The organism is Paracoccus sp. S3-43, from assembly GCF_029027965.1.
Taxonomy (GTDB): Bacteria; Pseudomonadota; Alphaproteobacteria; order Rhodobacterales; family Rhodobacteraceae; genus Paracoccus.
Window position 1 is genome coordinate 1639120 of the sequence record NZ_CP119082.1, and the last position, 19042, is coordinate 1658161.

Consider the following 19042-nt stretch of genomic DNA (forward strand, 5'->3'; position numbering starts at 1 on the left):
GGCCGCCGCGCAGGCGCCGCGCATCGCCGGATCACTGCGACCCGTTCGTCCGACACAGGCCCCGCCCATCCCCGCTTTTCGCAGCCCGTCCGCCAGATTGTCCTGATGGTGACGGTGCTGATCCTGGTCCTGGCGGGCGGCTGGGTCGCCTATGGGCGGATCCTGCCGATCTTCCAGGCGAACCTGTGGCTGAACGGCCTGATCCTGGCGGTCTTCGCCCTGGGCATCCTGGCCTGTTTCTGGCAGGTCGGACAGCTGATCCGGTCGGTCAGCTGGATCGAACGCTTTGCCCAACGCCGCCGCAATGCAGTGGAAAAGGGCATCGCCGCGCGGGGCCAGGCGGATGCGGGCGACCAGCCCCCGCGTCTGCTGGCGCCGCTGGCGGCGCTGCTGGGCACGCGCGGACCGGTGGGGGGCACGATCTCGACCGGGGCCGCGACCTCGATCCTGGATTCCGTCGCGACCCGCATCGACGAATTGCGCGATATTACAAGATACCTCTCCAACCTGCTGATCTTCTTGGGGCTTCTGGGCACCTTCTATGGGTTAGCCACGACCATCCCGGCCGTGGTCGAAACGATCCGCAACCTGGCCCCGCAGCAGGGCGAAAGCGGCATCCAGGTGTTCGACAAGCTGATGCGCGGGCTTGAAGCCCAGCTTGGCGGCATGGCTACGGCCTTTTCGTCGTCGCTGCTGGGCCTTGCCGGTTCGCTGGTCGTGGGGCTTCTGGAACTGTTCGCCACCCATGGCCAGAACCGCTTCTACCGCGAGCTTGAGGAATGGATGTCGGGCTTCACCCGCGTCAGTCTGGCCGGAGCGGATGGGGAGGGCGTGAACCAGGCCGCCCTGGCGGGATTTCTGGAGCAGATGGCGGGCCAGATGGACCGCCTGCAACAGATCCAGGCCGGGCGCGACCTGCAACGCGACGAAGCCGCCGCGATGGCCGACGAACGCGTCGTGGTGATGGCCCAGGCGATCGAGGCCCTGGTCCAGCGCAGCGAAGCCGACCACCGGGACGCGCAGTCGCGCGTCGCGGCGCTGACCGAAACCCTGTCGCGGCTGGCCCAGGGCCAGGACCGGCTGGTCGATCTGGCGCGCGCCCAGGCGGACCGCGCCACGCCCACCCCGCCCGACATGAGGGGGATCGAGACCGCGTTGAACCGGCTGGCCTCGGATCTGGCCGAAGGACGCGACGAGATGGTGGCCGAATTGCGGTCCGACATTCTGGTCCTGACCCGCGCGGTGCGCGCGGCGCGGTTCAACGATCCGTTCCGCGACGACCTGCTGCGCGATCCGCTGGTCTCTCGGGACAGGGGCTAGGGGATGGCCCTGCGCCGCGCCGCCTCGGGGCACCGCTTCTCGGCCAATATCTGGCCGGGATTCGTGGATGCCCTGGCGACCCTGCTGATGGTGCTGGTCTTCGTGCTGACGATCTTTACCGTCATGCAATCGGTGCTGCGCGACCAGATCACCGACCAGGACGACACCATCGGCGAACAGGATCAGGTCATCGCCAGCCAGGAGCGGGTGATTTCCGGTCAGGAGCGCCGCCTGGAACAGCTGGGCCGGCAGGTCGCGGCCCTGGGCCAGGCCCTGACCGTGTCCGGGGATCGCGAAACCGCCCTGCAAGGCCAGCTTGCCGATGCCCAGGCCCAGGCCCGCGACCGGGCCGCGCGGATCACCCGGCTGTCGGCGCAACTGGAAAACAGCCAGGGAGAACTGGCAGAGGCCCGGTCGCGCCTGACCGATTTCGAGGCCGAGGTGGCTGCCCTGATGGCCGCGCGCGCCGCCGACCGCGAACAGGCCGACGCCCGGCAGCGGCAGATGCAGGCGCAGGTGACCCAGCAGGAAAACCGCGCCAGTGCCGCCGAACTGGCGGTGGCCGCCGCCCGCCAGGAGATCGACGCCCAGGCCGAACAGGCCCGCCTTGCCGCCGCCCGGCGAGACGCTCTGGAGGCCCTGACCGCCGACCTGCGCCGTCAGAATCAAGAAGCGGCCGCGCGGGCCGATGCCCTGCAAGCCGACCTGACCGAGGCCGAGGCCGCCCGCCTGACCGATGCCGAAGCCGCGCGGGCCTTGCGCGAACGGTTGGAAAGCGCCGATGCCGAACTGACCGCCATGACCCTGTCGCTTGAGGAAAGCCGCAAGCGGGCCGAGGAAACGCTGACCCTGCTGGCCGCAGCCGAGGCCGCGCGCGATCAGGCCGCCGATCAGGCCCGGCAAACCCGGACCGAGGCTCAGCGTCAGGCGGCCCTGCTGGCGACGGCGGAAAAGGCCCTGGCCGACCAGGAGGCCCTGTCAAAGGACGGGCAGCGGCGGGTTGCGCTGTTGAACGAACAGGTGGCCTCGCTGACCGCGCAACTGGGCTCCTTGCAGGCTTTGCTGGATGCGGCGGGCGACGATCAGCGCCAGGCCGAACTGCGGGTCGAGAACCTGGGACAGCAACTGAACGCGGCCCTGCTGCTGGCGGCCGAGGAAAAGGACCGCCGCCTGGCCCTGGAAGAACAGGCCCGCCAGCGGGCCGAGGACGAGGTGCGCGACCTCGCCCGCTATCGCTCGGAGTTCTTCGGCCGCCTGTCGCAGATCCTGTCGGGCCGCGAAGGCGTCCAGGTGGTGGGCGACCGCTTCGTCTTCCAGTCCGAGGTTCTGTTCGCGCCGGGCGAGGCGACGCTGTCACCGGCGGGCCGGGATCAGGTCGCCCGCGTGGCCCGGATGCTGTCCGAGATCTCGGGCGACATCCCGCCCGAGATCGACTGGATCATCCGCGTGGACGGCCATACCGACACCACCCGGCTGTCGGGAACCGGCCGTTATCGCGACAACTGGGAACTCAGCCAGGGCCGGGCCCTGGCGGTCGTGCGCTATATGATCGACGATCTGGGCTTTCCGTCGAACCGGCTGGCCGCGACCGGATTTGCCGATACGCGGCCTGTCGCCCAAGGCGAGTCGCCCGAGGCCCTGGCCGCCAACCGCCGCATCGAGTTGAAGCTGACGGAACGCTGATATCAGACCTGATCGGCCTGCCGCCCGTCGGGCACGCCCGCCAGTTTTCTCAGATGCGCCTCGATCTCGGAATTGACCTCGGCTCCGACCAGCACCACGGTCGAGGCGAACCACAGCCACATCATCAGCGCGATCACCGCGCCCAGGGAACCGTAGGTTTCGTTGTAATCGGCGAAGTTGGCGGCATACCAGCTGAACAGGATCGAGGTCAGGACCAGCCCCACTGCCGCGATCACCGCGCCCGGCGAAATCCACCGCCACCGCGAATCGGGCGCGTCCGGTCCCCACCGATACAGCGCCGCCAGCGCCAGGATCAGCACGGCGAACATGATGGGCCAGCGGATCAGCCCGACCAGGACGCTGGTCGAGGACGTCATCGGCAGCATCTGCAACAGGATCGGGATCACCGCAATGAAGCCCAGCATCAGGATGATCAGCACCAGCCCGCCCAGCGTGAAGGCCATCGACAGCAGGTTCAGCTTGACGAAGCCCCGCGTCTCGGACTGGAAGAAGGCGACGTTCAAAGCCGATAGCAGCGCCTTCATCCCGCCATTGGCGGAATAAAACGCCACCAGCAGTCCGCCGATCCCCGCCAGCGACAGGGCCGTTCCGGGCGACGAGGTGATCGCCTGCACCTGATCGCGGATGATGCCAAGCGCCCCCTGCGGCAGGAAGCTTTCCAGCATGTCCAGATGCCCCGCGATCGTGGCGGGATCGGCCACAAGCCCATAGATCGACACAAAGGCCGTCAGCGCCGGAAACAGCGAGAGAAGGCCGAAAAAGGTGATGCCTCCCGCCACGGCCGTCACCCGATCGGCGCCGATCTGCGTCAAGGTGGCCTGCGCAATGGCCCACAGATCGGCCATGCCCAAGTCCCGCAGTCCCACATTTCGCCGCGCTGTGGCCGCGACGGAGCGTTCCTTCTTGTCGGCGGGACCGTTTCCGGTCTTCATGCCGAAGCGCCGGCGCGTCCGGTCATCCAGATCGCCGAACAACGCGTCAAGAACGCCGGGCGTGCCGCTTTTCATCGTGCCGTCTCCGCCTCAAAGCCGATGGGTGCGGTCGTCGTCATGGGGACGATGCGGTTCGGAAGGATTGTCGCCGCGCAGCGCGGATCGCAGCTGATCGGCCGCCGCGGCGAATTCCTGGACGATCCCCGTGGCCTGACCCGCGACACCGCGGAACGATTCGACCGCCAGAGCCACGGATTTCGCCACGCCTTCCAGCCCCTGCGACAGCCGTGTCGAGGTCTCGATCAGGCCTTCCGCGAAATTTTCCTTCTTGCGCCGGGGGGCGGCGGGGGCTGGCCGGCGACGCGCGGCCTCGGCGCGCAGGCGAGCGACCTCTTGGCGGTCCTCGCGATCCTGGTCGCGGACACGGCGGCGCATCGCCTCGCGTTCCTCTTCGTCCATGCGGGCAAAGCGCGGCGCCGCGTGGTTGCGACGGGGGCGGGCGTGGTGGGACGGGCGCGGACCCTCGTCATCCGAAATGGCCTCGGCGATCTTGCGGATCGCGAAGATGGCCGCCGCCGTTCCGCCCGCGACGCCAAGCGCCACCCCGCCCCACAGGGCGATCTTGGCGCCGGTCGAGGGGGTCGGATGGGACGGACGCCCGTCCGGCGACACCCGGCCGGACGGAATCACCCGGCGGGACTGCGAAACGTGGTGGCCGGGGGGAACGGGGCGCGGGCCGAAACGGGTCTGGCTGGTGCGGTCGGCCTCGGTCCGGGGGCGGTCGTCCTGGTTGAAGTCGTCGGGGGTGGGGGTCATTGCTGCTCTCCGGCATGATCGGATCGGTTCGTTTCCTCAACAGCTTGCGCGGCAGTAATGTTCCCGGACGCCGGCGCGGTGCGATCGAAAACTTGCCCCCGCGCCACGGCGCCGCTATGCCCGCCCCAGCAGAACAAGAGGCCCGCCATGATCCCGCGCTATGCCCGCCCCGAAATGACCGCCATCTGGTCGCCCGAAACCCGATTCCGCATCTGGTTCGAGATCGAGGCCCATGCCTGCGACGCCCAGGCCGATCTGGGCGTGATCCCGCGCGAGAATGCCGAGGCGGTCTGGCGTGCCAAGGACGTGGACTTCGACGTGGCCCGCATCGACGAGATCGAGGCCGTCACCAAGCATGACGTGATCGCCTTCCTGACCCATCTGGCCGAACATGTCGGCGCGGATGAGGCGCGATTCGTCCACCAGGGCATGACCAGCAGCGACGTGCTGGACACGACGCTGAACGTCCAGCTTGTCCGCGCCGCCGACATCCTGCTGGCCGATCTGGACCGCGTTTTGGCGGCGCTGAAACGCCGGGCCTATGAACACAAGGACACGCTGCGCATCGGCCGCAGCCACGGCATCCATGCCGAACCCACCACCATGGGCCTGACCTTCGCGCGCTTTTACGCGGAAATGGATCGCAACCGGAACCGCCTGGAAAAGGCCCGCTGGGAGGTCGCGACCGGCGCGATTTCCGGCGCGGTCGGCACTTTCGCCAATATCGACCCGGCGGTGGAGGAGCATGTCTGCGCCAAGCTGGGCCTGCGCCCCGAGCCGATTTCGACCCAGGTCATCCCGCGCGACCGTCACGCGATGTTCTTCGCCACGCTGGGCGTCATCGCCTCGAGCATCGAAAACATCGCCATCGAGATCCGCCACATGCAGCGGACCGAGGTGCTGGAGGCCGAGGAATTCTTCAGCCCCGGCCAGAAGGGGTCGTCGGCGATGCCCCACAAGCGCAACCCGGTCCTGACCGAGAACCTGACGGGACTGGCCCGTCTGGTGCGCATGGCGGTGATTCCGGCGATGGAGAACGTGTCGCTGTGGCACGAACGCGACATCAGCCATTCCTCGGTCGAACGCGGCATCGCGCCGGATGCGACGATCACGCTGGATTTCGCGCTGAACCGGCTGGCGGGCGTGATCGACAAGCTGGTGGTCTATCCCGACAACATGCTGAAGAACATGAACAGGTTCAAAGGGCTGGTCATGTCGCAGCGGGTCTTGCTGGCGCTGACCCAGGCGGGCGTCTCGCGCGAGGACAGCTATCGCTTGGTGCAGAGAAATGCCATGAAGGTCTGGGAACAAGGCGCTGATTTCAAGACGGAATTGCTGGCCGATCCCGAAGTGACCGCCGCCCTGACCCCGGCCCAGATCGAGGAAAAGTTCGACCTAGGCTATCACACCAAGCATGTCGACACGATCTTCCGGCGCGTGTTCGAAGACCGCCAGAAATAGCCGCGCGTAAACCGGATGTTAGGAAAGCCCTGCCAGATTGGCCGCACGGACGGTCGATCAGGTGGGGCCATGACGATACAAACGGGACTGAATCAGCGGCAAAAGGCGGCGGTGATCGTGCGGCTGCTGCTGGATGACGAAGCGGCATCCGGCCTGTCGCGACTGGACAGCGAAAGCCAGACCCTGCTGGCCGAGGAAATGGCAGGCATGGAACTGATCGACCGCCAGACCCGCGATGCGATCATCACCGAATTCTGCGACAGCCTGGAATCGGTCGGGGTGACCTTTCCGGGCGATCTGGACGGAACGCTGGCGATGCTGGGCGCGCAACTGTCCGAAGACAGCACCGACCGGCTGCGCCGCCGCGCGGCGGTATCGGGGCGGGGCGATCCTTGGCCCCGCATCGCCGCCCTGCCCGCCCCGGCCCTCGCGGCGCTTGCCAGGACCGAGGCTGTCGAGATGGTGGCCCTGATGCTGTCCAAGCTGCCGGTGGAACGCGCCTCGGAACTGTTCGTGGGCCTGCCGCGCGAACGGGCGCGGGCCGTGGCCCAGGCCATGTCCATGACGGCGGGCGTCACGCCCGAATCGCTGCACCGGGTTGGCCTGATCCTGCTTCAGGCGGCCGAGGCGCTGCCCCGGCCCGCGATCCCGACCCCCGCGACGGACCGGATGGGCGCGATCCTGAATTTTGCCACCGCCGACCTGCGCGACGACGTGCTGAACAGTCTGGACAGCCACGACGCCGATTTCGCCGGCAACGTGCGCAAGGCGATCTTCATCTTCGCCCATATCCCCGCCCGCGTCCTGCCCCGCGACATCCCCCGCGTCGTCCGCGAGGTCGAGCAGCCGGTCCTGGTCCGCGCCCTGTCCGCCAGCGGCGAGGCCGAGGCCGCGGCCGCCGAATTCATCCTGTCGAATCTGTCGCAGCGCATGTCCGACGGCCTGCGCGAGGAACGCAACGAACTGGGCAGGCTCCGCGCCTCCGAGATCGAGGAGGCCATGACCGAGGTCGTCAGCGCCATCCGCCGCCTTGAGGAAGCCGGGGAAATCGCCCTGGTCCTGCCGCAGGACGAGGATGACTGACCCGGCCTGCGCGGCGCAGCGGCAGGCGGATATGCGACGATGACCAGTTCCATCGCCATCGCCGCCGGCGGCGCGGTCGATGGACGATCCGACGGAACAGCTCGGCTTCTGGCGCTAACATCGCAGGCCGGGCCATACCCAGGTCAGACAGGCGCCACAGGGCATTTGCATCAGCCGGGACAGCGCGATACGAGAGGCGCAACGTCACTTGGTCGGGAGAGAGAACCATGGCTGTCAAAGTTGCGATCAACGGTTTCGGGCGCATCGGGCGCAATGTGCTGCGCGCCATCATCGAATCGGGCCGCACCGATATCGAGGTCGTCGCGATCAACGATCTTGGCCCCGTCGAAACCAACGCGCATCTGCTGCGCTATGACAGCGTGCATGGCCGGTTCCCGGCCCAGGTCACGGTCAGCGGCGATTCCATCGACGTGGGCCGCGGGCCGATCAAGGTGACGGCGATCCGCAACCCCGCCGACCTGCCCTGGGGCGACATCGACGTGATCATGGAATGCACCGGCATCTTCGCGTCCAAGGACAAGGTCCAGCCGCACCTGTCGACCGGCGCCAAGCGCGTGCTGATCTCGGCCCCCGGCGACAATGCCGACAAGACCATCGTCTTCGGCGTGAACGACGACACGCTGACCGCCGACGATCTGGTGGTGTCGAATGCCAGCTGCACCACCAACTGCCTGTCTCCGGTCGCCAAGGTGCTGAACGACAGCATCGGCATCGCCAAGGGCTTCATGACCACGATCCACAGCTATACCGGCGACCAGCCGACGCTGGACACGATGCACAAGGATCTGTACCGCGCCCGCGCCGCCGCCCTGTCGATGATCCCGACCTCGACCGGGGCCGCCAAGGCCGTGGGACTTGTGCTGCCCGAGCTGAAGGGCAAGCTGGACGGCGTGGCGATCCGCGTGCCGACGCCGAACGTCTCGGTCGTGGATTTGGTCTTCGAAGCGGCTCGCGAGACCTCGGTCGAGGAAATCAACGCCGCGATCAAGGCGGCGGCGGACGGCCCGCTGACGGGCATCCTCGGCTATACCGAGGAGAAGCTCGTATCCTCGGACTTCAACCACGACCCGCATTCGTCGGTCTTCCACATGGACCAGACCAAGGTGATGGAAGGCCGTCTGTGCCGCATCCTGACCTGGTACGACAACGAATGGGGCTTCTCGAACCGGATGTCCGACACGGCGGTCGCCATGGGCAAGCTGATCTGACCCTTGCGGCGGCGGGAGCGTCCCGCCGCCCCATCACGCCGGATAGATCATCCGCGCCGACATTCCGCCATCCACGACGAACCGCTGGCCGGTGACGAAGCCCGCCTGGTCCCACGCCAAATAGGCGACCAGGCCCGCAACATCCTGCGGATCGCCGATACGGCCGACCGGATGCTGCGCCTTCTCGGCCTGCGAATGGTGGGGTTCGCTGCGGTTTTCCCGTTTCCGATAGGCCGCCGTCTCGATCCAGCCCGGCAGGATGCTGTTCACCCGAACCTCGGGCCCCAGGCTGACCGCAAGCGCATGGGACAGGGCCAGCAGCGCCCCTTTCGACGCCGCATAGCTTTCGGTATCGGCTTCCGACTGCAAGGCGCGGGTCGAGGACATCAGGACGATCGACCCGCGCGCCGCCCTTAGCAGCGGCACGGCGGCGCGCACCGTCAGGAACGCGCCCGTGACGTGGCTGTCCAGCATCCGCCGCCAGTCGCCCAGCGACAAATCCTCGATCGGGCCGTTCCGCGGATCGGCGATGCCGGCATTCGAGACCAGCAGATCCAGCCCCGCGCCGTCCAGCCAGTCCCGGATTCGCGCAAAGCCCTTCTGCACCCCGGCCTCGTCCGCGACATCCACCGTCAGGGCCAGCAGGCCGGGATCGCGCGCCTGCATTTCGGCCACCGCCTCGCCGTCCAGATCGAACAGGGCGACATGCCAGCCGTCCGCCCTCAACCGCTGGACGATACCTCTGCCGATGCCCTGCGCGCCGCCGGTGATCAGTGCCGTCTTCATGCCATTCCCCTGCCGCCAGTCGGAGAAACGGCGGCGTCCGGGGATCGTTCCCTCAGCGCAGCTTGGTCAGGCGGCGCGAATTGGCGCGAGTCCGCTTGCCATAGGGGCGCAGCGCGGCGGACATCACGCGGTCCGCGCTTGCCCCCCGGCCCGCCGCCTGCGCCATCGCGAACAGCGATTCCGTCGCGGCGGCCTGTTTTTCGGCCACCATGCGAAAGGGTTCCCCCGGCGCCTGGGTCATGATCCCCATCATGCCCGCGGTTCGCAGGCCGATCACCATCTGCGCGTCGATGGCCATTCGGACGAATTGCGTCCACAGCCGGACAGGATTCTTGGGCATCATCGCAAACATGGGGTCATCCTTTGGATCATCCGGCCAATCTGATGGCGCGCCGGGATCAGCACAACCCCGACGTTGCGACGATAAGGGCTGCATTTCTTGCATGGCCGCTTGGCAACCCTGCCCCGCCATGTATAGAGGCAGGCCATGACCGACAGCATCACCCTTCGCCGCCCCGACGACTGGCACCTGCATCTGCGCGACGGCGCGATGCTGGCGGCGGTCGCGCCCCATTCGGCGGGGTTCGGCCGCGCCATCATCATGCCGAACCTGGTGCCCCCCGTGGTGACGGGCGCCCAGGCCGCCGCCTATCGCGACCGCATCCTGGCCGCGCTACCCCAAGGCGCCGCGTTGCAGCCGCAGATGACGCTGTATCTGACCGACGCGACCGACCCCGCCGATGTGGTCGCCGCCTTCCGCGACGGCATCATCCGCGCGGTCAAGCTGTATCCGGCGGGCGCCACGACCAATTCCGCCAGCGGCGTCACCGATTTCGACCGCGTCCAGCCGGTGCTGGAGGCGATGGCCGAGGCGGGCGTGACGCTGTGCGTCCATGGCGAAGTCACCGATCCGGCGGTGGACATCTTCGACCGCGAGGCCGTGTTCATCGACCGCGTTCTGGACCCGCTGCGCCGCCGCACCCCCGGCCTGCGTGTGGTGATGGAGCATATCACCACCAGCGAGGGCGCGGACTATGCGCGCGCGGGCGGCGACGATCTGGCGGCCTCGATCACCACGCATCACCTGGTCATCAACCGCAACGCCCTCTTGGCAGGCGGGATCCGCCCGCATTACTACTGCCTGCCCGTCGCCAAGCGCGAAAGCCACCGCCTGGCGCTGCGCAAGGCCGCGACCGGCGGCGAGGCGCGGTTCTTCCTGGGCACCGACAGCGCCCCCCATACCGATGCCGCCAAGCTGCAACCCTGCGGCTGCGCGGGCTGCTTCACGGCGCCGAACACCATGTCGATCCTGGCCCAGGTGTTTCAGGACGAGGGCGCCCTGGACAGGCTGGAAGGCTTTGCCAGCCTGAACGGCGCGGCCTTCTATCGCCTGCCGCCGAACGACGACCGGATCACGCTGGTCAGGCGCGACACGCCCGCCGCCTATCCGTCGCAGATCGCGGCGGGCGACGAGATCGTGACCGTCTTCGACCCCGGTTTCCCGCTTTTCTGGCATCTGGAGGACTGATGAGCCCGACCTTCCCCGCGCGCGAGGAGATCGCCCGCCTGTCCGCCCGGATGCTGCTGGAAATCAAGGCCGTCGACTTCAACGCGGCCCAGCCCTTCACCTATGCGTCCGGCCTGAAGGGGCCGACCTATGTCGATTGCCGCCGGATCATCAGCTTTCCGCGCGTGCGCGCCACCCTGATGGATTTCATGGCCGCGACCGTCCTGCGCGATGCGGGATTCGAGGCCTTCGACAACGTGGCGGGGGGCGAGACCGCGGGCATCCCCTTCGGCGCCATGGTCGCCGAACGGCTGGGCCTGCCGATGACCTATGTGCGCAAGAAGCCCAAGGGCTACGGCCGCAACGCCCGGATCGAGGGCGTGATGACCGAGGGTCAGCGGGTGCTGCTGGTCGAGGATCTGACCACCGACGGCGGCAGCAAGCTGTCCTTCGTGGACGCGATTCGCGAAACCGGCGCGACCTGCGCGCATACGGCGGTGATCTTCTATTACGGCATCTTCCCTGAAACGACGCGGCGGCTGGCCGATCACGGCGTCACGCTGCATCACCTCTGCACCTGGTGGGACGTGCTGGCCGAGGCCAAGGCCCAGGCCGCCTTCGACCCCGCGACGCTGGCCGAGGTCGAGACCTTCCTGACCGACCCGCGCGCCTGGCAGGCCGCGAACGCCTGACTTATCCACAGGCCGTCCACAGATCGGCCCCCGGAAATCGCGTCGCACGGCGTTCCCCGCGCGGCGCATCGGGTGTAGAACAGGGGACAAGAACAAAAAGGGGCAGCCCATGACCAACCTGCGCGCGATCATCCCCGGCCAGCCCGTCGGCGCCGAGGACACCCCCTCGATCCCCTTTTCGCTTGAGGCCGAGCAGCAGCTTCTGGGCGCGCTGCTGACCAACAACGACGTGTTCGACCGGGTCAGCCAGATCATCAAGCCCGAGCATTTCTATCACCCCGTCCATGCCCGGATCTTCGAGATCTGTTCCGAACGGATTCGCAAGAACGCCCTGGCCAGCCCGGTCACCATCAAGGCCTTCCTGGAGCATGACGAGGGGCTGAAGGAGCTGGGCGGCGCGCCCTATCTGGCCCGGATGGCGGGGGCCGCGATCAGCGCCTATGCGGCGCGCGACTATGCGCAGATGATTCGCGAATTCGCGCTGCGGCGCGAGTTGATCCAGCTGGGCCAGGACATCGCCGCCCGCGCCGCCACCGTCGAGGTCGGCGACGAGGCCGAAGAACAGATCAAGGCCGCCGAACAGACGCTGTACAAGCTGGGCGAGGCGGGCACCGCCGAACGCGGCTTCCAGTCCTTCCTCAAGGCCGTGACGGGCGCGGTCCAGGCCGCGAATGCGGCCTATCAGCGCGACGGCAAGCTGTCGGGGATCTCGACCGGGCTGATCGACCTGGACGGCAAGATGGGCGGGCTGAACAACTCGGACCTGATCATCCTCGCCGGGCGTCCGTCGATGGGGAAAACCTCGCTGGCGACCAACATCGCCTTCAACATCGCCAAGGCCCACAAGACGGGAGAGCGGCCGGACGGCACCATCGGCACCATCGAAGGCGGCGTGGTCGGTTTCTTCAGCCTGGAGATGTCGGCCGAACAGCTTGCCGCGCGGATCCTGTCGGAAGCGGCCGAGGTGCCCAGCGAGCGTATCCGCAGCGGCAACATGGACGAGGCCGAATTCCGCCGCTTCGTCGAGGCCGCCCATGCCTTGCAGAACTGCCCGCTGTATATCGACGACACCCCGGCCCTGCCGATCAACCAGCTTGCCGCCCGCGCCCGCAAGCTGAAGCGGACGCATGGGCTGGACGTGCTGATTGTGGACTATCTTCAGCTTCTGAAGGCCGCGTCCGCCAAGGACAGCCGCGTGAACGAGGTGTCCGAGATCACCCAGGGCCTGAAAGCCGTCGCCAAAGAGCTGAACATCCCGGTCATCGCCCTGTCGCAGCTGTCGCGGCAGGTGGAAAACCGCGACGACAAGCGCCCGCAACTGTCCGACCTGCGCGAATCCGGGTCCATCGAGCAGGACGCCGACATCGTGATGTTCGTGTTCCGCGAGGAATATTACAAGGAACGGGAAAAGCCCTCGGACAGCGACCTGGACGCGATGGCCAAGTGGCAGCAGGTGATGGAGCAATGCCACGGCAAGGCCGAGGTGATCCTGGGCAAGCAGCGCCACGGCCCCATCGGCACGGTCGAGCTGTCCTTCGAGGGCCAGTTCACCCGCTTCGGCAACCTGGCGAAGGACCGGCAGGCGCAATGGGATTAGGCCCGCCGGTCCCCGTCGTCAGCCGTGGGTTCTCGCGCTGTTTTCCGGGATCTATCCGGGCGAGAAGATCGGCTGGCAGCACGGCGTCGGCTTTTCGCTGATCTGCCGGGGCGCGCGGATCATCTTTCACGATTTCGGCCAAGCGGCCGCCGTCAATGCGTCCAGGGCGCGCGCCGGTCGGTGGCGAAATTCTCGCCATAGCCGCGGGGGCGGATGTTGGCGGCGCGGCTGTGCGGAGGCTGGACGACATAGTCCAGGCCGTGTTCGCGGGCGTAATTCTCGGCCTGTTTCAGCGTATCGAAGCGCAGGCGCACCTGGCTTTGCGTGTCGTCGGCGCTGACCCAGCCCATCAGCGGGTCGATGTCGCGGCCCTGGGGCGGAAATTCCATCACCCATTTCTTCGTCCGCGCATTGCCGGACTGCATGGCATTGCGGGCGGGTCGATAGATGCGGACGCGCATTCTGGCTGCCTTTCGGTCGGATCTCGCGCGAGTTATCGCCAATCGCGGCGCAGTGATCAAGTCCCGGAACGGCTTCGTTCCCCCTGCGTTGACCCGCGACCGCATCTCACAGGAGGATCCGATGCCGTTTCGAACCGCCGCCGCCCTGGGCCTGTTGCTGGCCCTGCCCGCCGCCGCCCAGGACGCCCCGGCCCCCGCCCCCACCCCGGCCCCCACCGAAGGCGAGGCGCCGATGATCGCCGAGATCAAGACCGCCGAAGGGCAAAGCCTGGGCACCGCGACCGCCGTCGCCACCCCATCGGGCCTGATGCTTGTCACGCTGGAACTGCAAGGCGTGCCTGCGGGCATCCGTGCCGTGCATGTCCATGAAACGGGCAAATGTTCGCCCCCTGATTTCGAATCGGCCGGCGGTCATATCGCCGGGAACAAGGAACATGGGGTGATGGCCGCCAATGGTCCCCATCCGGGCGATCTGCCGAACATCCACATCCCCGAGAGCGGCGCGCTGACGGTCGAGTATTTCGTGGCGGGGCTGACGACCGACCTGATGGCCGACGAGGACGGGTCCGCCATCATCATCCACGAACATCCCGACGATTATGTCAGCCAGCCCACGGGCAATGCAGGCGGCCGCATCGGCTGCGGCACATTCGCGCAGGCGAATTGAGGCCCCTATTCCGCAGGCGCGGCGTCCGCGAAGGGCGCCGTGATCTCTGTGGCCCTTGTCTGCTTGTTGAAGATGCAGATCATCCGGTCGGTGCCGGTGTCCTGGGTCACCGTTAAGACAGCCGCGCCATAGCTTTCCGATCCAAAGGGGTTCACCTCGACCGTCACGGACGGGGTATCCGGTGCATCCGTCAGGGCCAGGCAGGCCGTTTCGACATCGGCGCGGAAATCCCGCCACGCATCCTCGCTGGAGGCCGATGCCATGCCGGGCAGCAGGGTCATAAGGACCATAAGGGGCTGTTTCATTGGTGTTCTCCAGACAGAGGACGGAACGCCGGGGCCTTGCGGGCCGTTCTGGTCCAAACACAAAGGTGATCGGATGACCCTGTTCCCGCGCATGACCCTGCCCGCCCTGACCCTCGCCGTCCTGTCGGCCTGCAACACCGCCTATGCGCCCACGGTATCCGGCACGCGCTGCGATCCGGGACGGCACCAGGCGCTTGTCGGCATGAATATCGGAGAGGTTATCCTGCCGCCCCACCTGCGTTATCGGGAAATCGGTCCGGGCCAGATCGTGACGCAGGACTATCAGCCCGGCCGCCTGAACATGTATCTGGACGCCAAGGGCTGGATCGCCCGGATCAGCTGCGGCTGAACCCCGTTCGCGTCTTTTCGACCTGGGCGATGGCGCGGGCGATGGCCTCGCCGATGGTCAGGTGGCTGGTGTCCAGAAGCACCGCATCCGCAGCGGGCTTCAGCGGCGCCGCCGCCCGTTCCCGGTCGCGGCGGTCGCGTTCCTGCAACTGGGCCAGCATCTCGTCGGCATCGGCGCCCAGTTCGGCGGCCCGGCGCTGCGCGCGGACCTGATCCGAGGCGGTGACATACAGCTTGACCGCCGCATCGGGGCAGATCACCGTGCCGATGTCGCGCCCGTCCAGCACCGCGCCGGGTTCCTGCGCGGCAAAGCGATGCTGGAACTCGACCAGGGCCGCGCGCACCTCGGGGATGGCGGCGACGCGGCTGGCGGCTTGCCCGGCTTCCGCGCTGCGCAGGTCGGGGCGGTCCAGGTCGCCCGGCTGCAAGGATCGCGCCGCCGCGACGGGATCGCCGCCCTTGGCGCCGGTCGCGCGATACAGCAGCCCAGTATCCAGGTGGTGAAATCCGAAATGGGCAGCCAGGGCGCGGGCGATGGTGCCCTTGCCGGATGCGGCGGGTCCGTCGATGGCGATGATGAATGGCATGGTCACGCAAGATGTTCTTCGCCCCCACCCATCGCATGACGGGGGGCCAAGGTCCACCCGACCTCCGAGACGCAAAACGCCGGCCCAGGGGGACCGGCGTTCGGCAGTCACGGGAACAGGATCAGGACGATGCGCTGCTGAGGGTCTTGGAGACCTCGGCGGCGAAATCCTCTTCCTTCTTCTCGATCCCTTCGCCCACGGCGACGCGGGCAAAGCCGGTGATCTCGACCCCGGCTTCCTTCGCGGCCTGTTCGACCGTCAGATCGGGGTTGATGACGAAGGGCTGGCCCAGCAGGGTGTTTTCACCCACGAACCGCTTCATCCGGCCGGGGATGATGTTGTTCTGGATCACGGCCTCGGGCTTCGGCTTGGCGGCAGAGGCGTTTTCGTCCAGGGCCTTGGCGGTCTGCACTTCCAGCTCGCGCGCCAGCAGCGCCGGATCCAGCGTGGCCTCGGACAGCGACACCGGGTTGGTGGCGGCGATGTGCATCGCGAACTGCTTGCCGATGGCCTGCGCCTTGTCCGCCGGGCCTTTCAGCGCGACCAGCACGCCGATCTTGCCCATGCCTTCGGTCGCGGCGTTGTGGACATAGGACACCACCGTATCGCCTTCCAGGACATGCATCCGGCGCAGCGTCAGGTTTTCGCCGATGCGCGCTATGGCGTCGGTCACGACCTCGGACACCGGCTTGCCGTTCAGATGCGTGGCGCGCAGCACCTCGACATCATCGGCGGTGGTCAGCGCGACATTGGTGATCTCGCGGACGAGCTGCTGGAAATCGGCGTTCTTGGCGACGAAATCGGTTTCCGAGTTCAGTTCGACGGCGACGCCCCGGCCATCGGTGACCTGCACGCCGACCAGACCTTCGGCGGCGACGCGGTCGGCCTTCTTGGCGGCCTTGGCCAGACCCTTGGTGCGCAGCCAGTCGACGGCGGCTTCCATGTCGCCGTTCGTTTCCGTCAGCGCCTTCTTGGCGTCCATCATCCCTGCGCCGGTCGTTTCGCGCAGCTCTTTCACCATCGCGGCGGTGATAGCCATGATCCGTCTCCTTTGATCAACGCGTCAGGCGGGAAATATCCCCGCCTGACGACAATTCCGTAAATATCGGGGACGCGGGCGCCGGTCAGGCGTCGGCGGTCGCCTGTTCCTCGGCCGCGGGCTCGTCCAGCAGCTCGTCGGGGGCATCCGACAGCGCGCCCACATCGACGCCAGCGGCGCCCATCTGGGCCGACATGCCGTCAAGCGCGGCGCGGCTGGCCAAGTCGCAATACAGCGCGATGGCGCGGGCGGCGTCGTCGTTGCCGGGGATGATATAGTCCACGCCTTCGGGCGAGCAGTTGGTGTCGACCACGGCCACGACCGGAATGCCCAGCTTCTTGGCTTCCAGGATCGCCAGGTCTTCCTTGTTCACGTCGATGACGAACAGCAGATCCGGCAGGCCGCCCATGTGGCGGATGCCGCCCAGCGAGGCTTGCAGCTTGGCTTGCTCGCGCTCCAGTTGCAGACGCTCCTTCTTGGTGAGTCCTTCGGCGCCGCCCGCCATCGTCTCGTCGATGGCTTTCAGGCGGTTGATCGACTGGGACACGGTCTTCCAGTTGGTCAGCGTGCCGCCCAGCCAGCGGTGGTTCATGTAGAACTGGGCCGAGCGTTCGGCCGCATCCGCGATGGGCTTTTGCGCCTGACGCTTGGTGCCCACGAACAGCACCCGGCCGCCCTTGGCGACGGTGTCGCGCACGACTTGCAGCGCCGCGTCCAGCATCGGCAGCGTCTGGGTCAGATCCAGGATGTGGATGCCGTTGCGGTCGCCATAGATGAATTCCGCCATGCGCGGATTCCAGCGCTGCGTCTGGTGGCCATAGTGGACGCCAGCTTCCAAAAGCTGACGCAGATTGAATTCGGGAAGCGCCATTCCATGTCCTTTCCGGTTTGCGCCTGGGGCAGGGTATTCAGGGCGGATGCCCCAACCGGTGGACCATTCGCGGGTGTCTCCCGCGAGGGCCCGCCCCTGCCTGTGAAGTGTGGGGCAAATAGACGCTGCGCCCCGGATTTGCAAGGGCTTTTCCCAGGCCGATCACGTAAAACCTGAACAACCTGTCAATTGCCCGCCCGGCCCGAGTCGGGCAAGATCGGCCCATCAGGAGGTTTGCGATGATCAACAGCCGGGTCCGCTTTGGGCGGCCATACGATTTTCACGAGTTGCTGGCCGATGGCATCGTCCACGCCATCGGCGTGGTGCTGGCGGTGGTCGGGGTCGCCGTGCTGGTCCTCCAGGCCGCGGAATCGGCCAGCCGGGCCGAGCTTCTGGCCGTCACGGTCTATGGCGGCGGGCTGATCCTGGCGCTTGCGGTGTCGTTCATCTATAACATGCTGCCGCATTCGACATTGAAGTGGCATCTGCGGCGGGCCGACCATTCGGCGATTTTCATCCTGATCGCAGCGACTTACACGCCGTTCCTGCACAAGGCATCGGGCGACCCGGTGGTCTTCGCGCTGCTGGTCTGCGTCTGGACGATGGCCGCGCTCGGCGTTGCGCTCAAATGCCTGCTACCGGGGCGCTATGACCGGCTGGCGATCCTGCTGTATATCCTGATGGGGTGGAGCGGGCTTGTCGCCATCCGCCCCATCGCCGACAACCTGCCGCCCCTGTCGATGCTGCTGATCGTGATCGGGGGCATCGTCTATACCGTGGGCGTGATCTTCCACGTCTGGGAAAGGCTGCGGTTCCAGAACGCCATCTGGCACGGTTTCGTGGTGACGGCGGCAGCCCTGCATTACCTAGCGGTGCTGTCGGCGATCTAGGTTAGCGATACCAGGATTTGCGCGGCGGGGCGGCAAACCGCTTGCATCGGGGTCCGCCAGCGGGCAGTTTGCCCGCAGATCGCGGAACGGAAGGCGGCGCCATGAACCCTGAAATCCAATCGCAAAAGACGCGCGCCTTGTGCGGCCTGGCCCCGGTCATTCCGGTGATCGTGATCAGCAATGCGGAACGCGCGGAAGGGCTGGCGCAGGCGCTTGTCTCGGGCGGCCTGCCGGTGCTGGAGATCACGTTGCGGTCGGACGCGGCGCTTGACGCCCTCCGGGCGATGTCCGCCGTGTCGGGCGGCCATGTCGGCGCGGGCACGGTGCTGACCCCGGACGATGCGAAGCGCGCCAAGGACGCGGGGGCGAGTTTCGCGGTCTCGCCCGGCCTGACCGACCGGCTGATCGCGGCCTGCGAGGATCTGGAACTGCCGCTGCTGCCCGGCGCCGCCACCGCGTCCGAGGTGATGCGCGCGGCCGATGCGGGCTATGACATGCTGAAATTCTTCCCGGCCGAGGCGATCGGCGGCGCGCCCGCGCTGAAATCGCTGGCCGGACCCCTGCCCCGGATCAGCTTCTGCCCGACCGGCGGCATCACCACGGCCAATGCCGCCAGCTATCTGTCGCTGCCGAACGTGGTCTGCGTCGGCGGAAGCTGGATCGCCGCCGACGCCGATGTCAGCGCCGAGAACTGGGGCGCGATCCAGGAACGCGCCCATGCCGCATCCCGGCTGAGCCGGGGCTGAT

General features: G+C 67.4%; 21 protein-coding genes. 12 read left to right on the forward strand and 9 right to left on the reverse strand.

Annotated elements, in window-relative coordinates; genetic code table 11:
* Positions 1–30 precede the first annotated feature (30 nt).
* Positions 31–1320, forward strand: a complete 1290-nt coding sequence (locus PXD02_RS08530) for a biopolymer transporter ExbB (protein WP_275106390.1) — start codon at positions 31–33, stop codon at positions 1318–1320.
* 3 nt (positions 1321–1323) lie between these two features.
* On the forward strand, positions 1324–3003 hold the full coding sequence (locus PXD02_RS08535) for a peptidoglycan -binding protein (protein ID WP_275103500.1): 1680 nt from the start codon (positions 1324–1326) through the stop codon (positions 3001–3003).
* A gap of 2 nt (positions 3004–3005) precedes the next feature.
* On the opposite strand, the gene PXD02_RS08540 is transcribed toward PXD02_RS08535, so the two are convergent.
* Both PXD02_RS08540 and PXD02_RS08545 read right to left on the reverse strand, forming a co-directional pair.
* A complete protein-coding gene (locus PXD02_RS08540; protein ID WP_275103501.1) occupies positions 3006–4031 on the reverse strand; it encodes a YihY/virulence factor BrkB family protein in 1026 nt (341 codons plus the stop codon).
* Positions 4032–4046: 15 nt separating this feature from the next.
* On the reverse strand, positions 4047–4772 hold the full coding sequence (locus tag PXD02_RS08545) for a hypothetical protein (protein WP_275103502.1): 726 nt from the start codon (positions 4770–4772) through the stop codon (positions 4047–4049).
* Positions 4773–4919: 147 nt separating this feature from the next.
* Between PXD02_RS08545 and purB the strand changes: the two genes are divergently transcribed.
* The 3 genes from purB to gap all read left to right on the forward strand — a co-directional run bounded on the left by purB (position 4920) and on the right by gap (position 8545).
* A complete protein-coding gene (gene purB / locus PXD02_RS08550) occupies positions 4920–6233 on the forward strand; it encodes an adenylosuccinate lyase (protein WP_275103503.1) in 1314 nt (437 codons plus the stop codon).
* A gap of 69 nt (positions 6234–6302) precedes the next feature.
* Positions 6303–7316 carry a FliG C-terminal domain-containing protein gene (locus tag PXD02_RS08555; protein ID WP_275103504.1) on the forward strand — a complete coding sequence of 338 codons (1014 nt, stop codon included), beginning with the start codon at positions 6303–6305 and terminating at the stop codon, positions 7314–7316.
* Between the two features lie 227 nt (positions 7317–7543).
* The gene (gene gap / locus PXD02_RS08560) at positions 7544–8545 is read left to right on the forward strand and encodes a type I glyceraldehyde-3-phosphate dehydrogenase (RefSeq protein ID WP_275103505.1); all 1002 of its coding nucleotides are present in this window, start codon (positions 7544–7546) and stop codon (positions 8543–8545) included.
* Positions 8546–8578: 33 nt separating this feature from the next.
* Here gap and PXD02_RS08565 read toward each other — a convergent pair whose 3' ends face one another.
* Together PXD02_RS08565 and PXD02_RS08570 are read right to left on the reverse strand one after the other, a co-directional pair.
* A complete protein-coding gene (locus tag PXD02_RS08565; protein ID WP_275103506.1) occupies positions 8579–9331 on the reverse strand; it encodes an SDR family oxidoreductase in 753 nt (250 codons plus the stop codon).
* Positions 9332–9383: 52 nt separating this feature from the next.
* Positions 9384–9683 (reverse strand): antibiotic ABC transporter, encoded by a 300-nt coding sequence (locus tag PXD02_RS08570; RefSeq protein WP_275103507.1) that lies wholly within the window; start codon positions 9681–9683, stop codon positions 9384–9386.
* A 135-nt stretch (positions 9684–9818) separates the two neighbouring features.
* On the opposite strand from PXD02_RS08570, the gene pyrC reads away from it, so the two are divergent.
* The 3 genes from pyrC to PXD02_RS08585 all read left to right on the forward strand — a co-directional run bounded on the left by pyrC (position 9819) and on the right by PXD02_RS08585 (position 13127).
* Entirely contained in the window at positions 9819–10859 is a 1041-nt protein-coding gene (gene pyrC, locus PXD02_RS08575) for a dihydroorotase (RefSeq protein ID WP_275103508.1), read from the forward strand.
* Positions 10859–11530 (forward strand): orotate phosphoribosyltransferase, encoded by a 672-nt coding sequence (locus PXD02_RS08580; RefSeq protein WP_275103509.1) that lies wholly within the window; start codon positions 10859–10861, stop codon positions 11528–11530. The genes pyrC and PXD02_RS08580 overlap by 1 nt, the downstream gene beginning before the upstream one ends.
* A gap of 109 nt (positions 11531–11639) precedes the next feature.
* On the forward strand, positions 11640–13127 hold the full coding sequence (locus PXD02_RS08585) for a replicative DNA helicase (protein WP_275103510.1): 1488 nt from the start codon (positions 11640–11642) through the stop codon (positions 13125–13127).
* A gap of 152 nt (positions 13128–13279) precedes the next feature.
* Here PXD02_RS08585 and PXD02_RS08590 read toward each other — a convergent pair whose 3' ends face one another.
* A complete protein-coding gene (locus PXD02_RS08590) occupies positions 13280–13588 on the reverse strand; it encodes an ETC complex I subunit (RefSeq protein ID WP_275103511.1) in 309 nt (102 codons plus the stop codon).
* Between the two features lie 121 nt (positions 13589–13709).
* Here PXD02_RS08590 and PXD02_RS08595 point away from each other — a divergent pair, with 121 nt between their 5' ends.
* The gene (locus tag PXD02_RS08595; RefSeq protein WP_275103512.1) at positions 13710–14255 is read left to right on the forward strand and encodes a superoxide dismutase family protein; all 546 of its coding nucleotides are present in this window, start codon (positions 13710–13712) and stop codon (positions 14253–14255) included.
* Between the two features lie 5 nt (positions 14256–14260).
* On the opposite strand, the gene PXD02_RS08600 is transcribed toward PXD02_RS08595, so the two are convergent.
* On the reverse strand, positions 14261–14560 hold the full coding sequence (locus PXD02_RS08600; protein ID WP_275103513.1) for a hypothetical protein: 300 nt from the start codon (positions 14558–14560) through the stop codon (positions 14261–14263).
* Positions 14561–14633: 73 nt separating this feature from the next.
* On the opposite strand from PXD02_RS08600, the gene PXD02_RS08605 reads away from it, so the two are divergent.
* Complete coding sequence (locus PXD02_RS08605) at positions 14634–14909, forward strand: I78 family peptidase inhibitor (RefSeq protein ID WP_275103514.1); 276 nt, start codon at positions 14634–14636, stop codon at positions 14907–14909.
* Here PXD02_RS08605 and PXD02_RS08610 read toward each other — a convergent pair.
* The 3 genes from PXD02_RS08610 to rpsB form a co-directional block, all read right to left on the reverse strand.
* Complete coding sequence (locus tag PXD02_RS08610) at positions 14896–15495, reverse strand: (d)CMP kinase (RefSeq protein WP_275106391.1); 600 nt, start codon at positions 15493–15495, stop codon at positions 14896–14898. The two genes, PXD02_RS08605 and PXD02_RS08610, sit on opposite strands and share 14 nt — an antisense overlap.
* A gap of 121 nt (positions 15496–15616) precedes the next feature.
* Entirely contained in the window at positions 15617–16534 is a 918-nt protein-coding gene (gene tsf, locus PXD02_RS08615) for a translation elongation factor Ts (RefSeq protein ID WP_275103515.1), read from the reverse strand.
* An 85-nt stretch (positions 16535–16619) separates the two neighbouring features.
* On the reverse strand, positions 16620–17405 hold the full coding sequence (gene rpsB, locus PXD02_RS08620; protein ID WP_275103516.1) for a 30S ribosomal protein S2: 786 nt from the start codon (positions 17403–17405) through the stop codon (positions 16620–16622).
* A gap of 239 nt (positions 17406–17644) precedes the next feature.
* Here rpsB and trhA point away from each other — a divergent pair, with 239 nt between their 5' ends.
* Together trhA and eda are read left to right on the forward strand one after the other, a co-directional pair.
* Positions 17645–18295, forward strand: coding sequence for a PAQR family membrane homeostasis protein TrhA (gene trhA, locus PXD02_RS08625; RefSeq protein WP_275103517.1), 651 nt, complete (start codon positions 17645–17647; stop codon positions 18293–18295).
* Positions 18296–18396: 101 nt separating this feature from the next.
* Positions 18397–19041, forward strand: a complete 645-nt coding sequence (gene eda, locus PXD02_RS08630; protein ID WP_275103518.1) for a bifunctional 4-hydroxy-2-oxoglutarate aldolase/2-dehydro-3-deoxy-phosphogluconate aldolase — start codon at positions 18397–18399, stop codon at positions 19039–19041.
* Position 19042: the final 1 nt, after the last annotated feature.

Excerpts from the sequence above, each read along its gene's own strand:
- PXD02_RS08535 (WP_275103500.1), top strand. The coding sequence starts at position 1,324 with ATGGCCCTGCGCCGCGCCGCCTCGGGGCACCGCTTCTCGGCCAATATC.
- PXD02_RS08540 (WP_275103501.1), bottom strand. The coding sequence starts at position 4,031 with ATGAAAAGCGGCACGCCCGGCGTTCTTGACGCGTTGTTCGGCGATCTG.
- PXD02_RS08545 (WP_275103502.1), bottom strand. The coding sequence starts at position 4,772 with ATGACCCCCACCCCCGACGACTTCAACCAGGACGACCGCCCCCGGACC.
- purB (WP_275103503.1), top strand. The coding sequence starts at position 4,920 with ATGATCCCGCGCTATGCCCGCCCCGAAATGACCGCCATCTGGTCGCCC.
- PXD02_RS08555 (WP_275103504.1), top strand. The coding sequence starts at position 6,303 with ATGACGATACAAACGGGACTGAATCAGCGGCAAAAGGCGGCGGTGATC.
- gap (WP_275103505.1), top strand. The coding sequence starts at position 7,544 with ATGGCTGTCAAAGTTGCGATCAACGGTTTCGGGCGCATCGGGCGCAAT.
- PXD02_RS08565 (WP_275103506.1), bottom strand. The coding sequence starts at position 9,331 with ATGAAGACGGCACTGATCACCGGCGGCGCGCAGGGCATCGGCAGAGGT.
- PXD02_RS08570 (WP_275103507.1), bottom strand. The coding sequence starts at position 9,683 with ATGTTTGCGATGATGCCCAAGAATCCTGTCCGGCTGTGGACGCAATTC.
- pyrC (WP_275103508.1), top strand. The coding sequence starts at position 9,819 with ATGACCGACAGCATCACCCTTCGCCGCCCCGACGACTGGCACCTGCAT.
- PXD02_RS08580 (WP_275103509.1), top strand. The coding sequence starts at position 10,859 with ATGAGCCCGACCTTCCCCGCGCGCGAGGAGATCGCCCGCCTGTCCGCC.
- PXD02_RS08585 (WP_275103510.1), top strand. The coding sequence starts at position 11,640 with ATGACCAACCTGCGCGCGATCATCCCCGGCCAGCCCGTCGGCGCCGAG.
- PXD02_RS08590 (WP_275103511.1), bottom strand. The coding sequence starts at position 13,588 with ATGCGCGTCCGCATCTATCGACCCGCCCGCAATGCCATGCAGTCCGGC.
- PXD02_RS08595 (WP_275103512.1), top strand. The coding sequence starts at position 13,710 with ATGCCGTTTCGAACCGCCGCCGCCCTGGGCCTGTTGCTGGCCCTGCCC.
- PXD02_RS08600 (WP_275103513.1), bottom strand. The coding sequence starts at position 14,560 with ATGAAACAGCCCCTTATGGTCCTTATGACCCTGCTGCCCGGCATGGCA.
- PXD02_RS08605 (WP_275103514.1), top strand. The coding sequence starts at position 14,634 with ATGACCCTGTTCCCGCGCATGACCCTGCCCGCCCTGACCCTCGCCGTC.
- PXD02_RS08610 (WP_275106391.1), bottom strand. The coding sequence starts at position 15,495 with ATGCCATTCATCATCGCCATCGACGGACCCGCCGCATCCGGCAAGGGC.
- tsf (WP_275103515.1), bottom strand. The coding sequence starts at position 16,534 with ATGGCTATCACCGCCGCGATGGTGAAAGAGCTGCGCGAAACGACCGGC.
- rpsB (WP_275103516.1), bottom strand. The coding sequence starts at position 17,405 with ATGGCGCTTCCCGAATTCAATCTGCGTCAGCTTTTGGAAGCTGGCGTC.
- trhA (WP_275103517.1), top strand. The coding sequence starts at position 17,645 with ATGATCAACAGCCGGGTCCGCTTTGGGCGGCCATACGATTTTCACGAG.
- eda (WP_275103518.1), top strand. The coding sequence starts at position 18,397 with ATGAACCCTGAAATCCAATCGCAAAAGACGCGCGCCTTGTGCGGCCTG.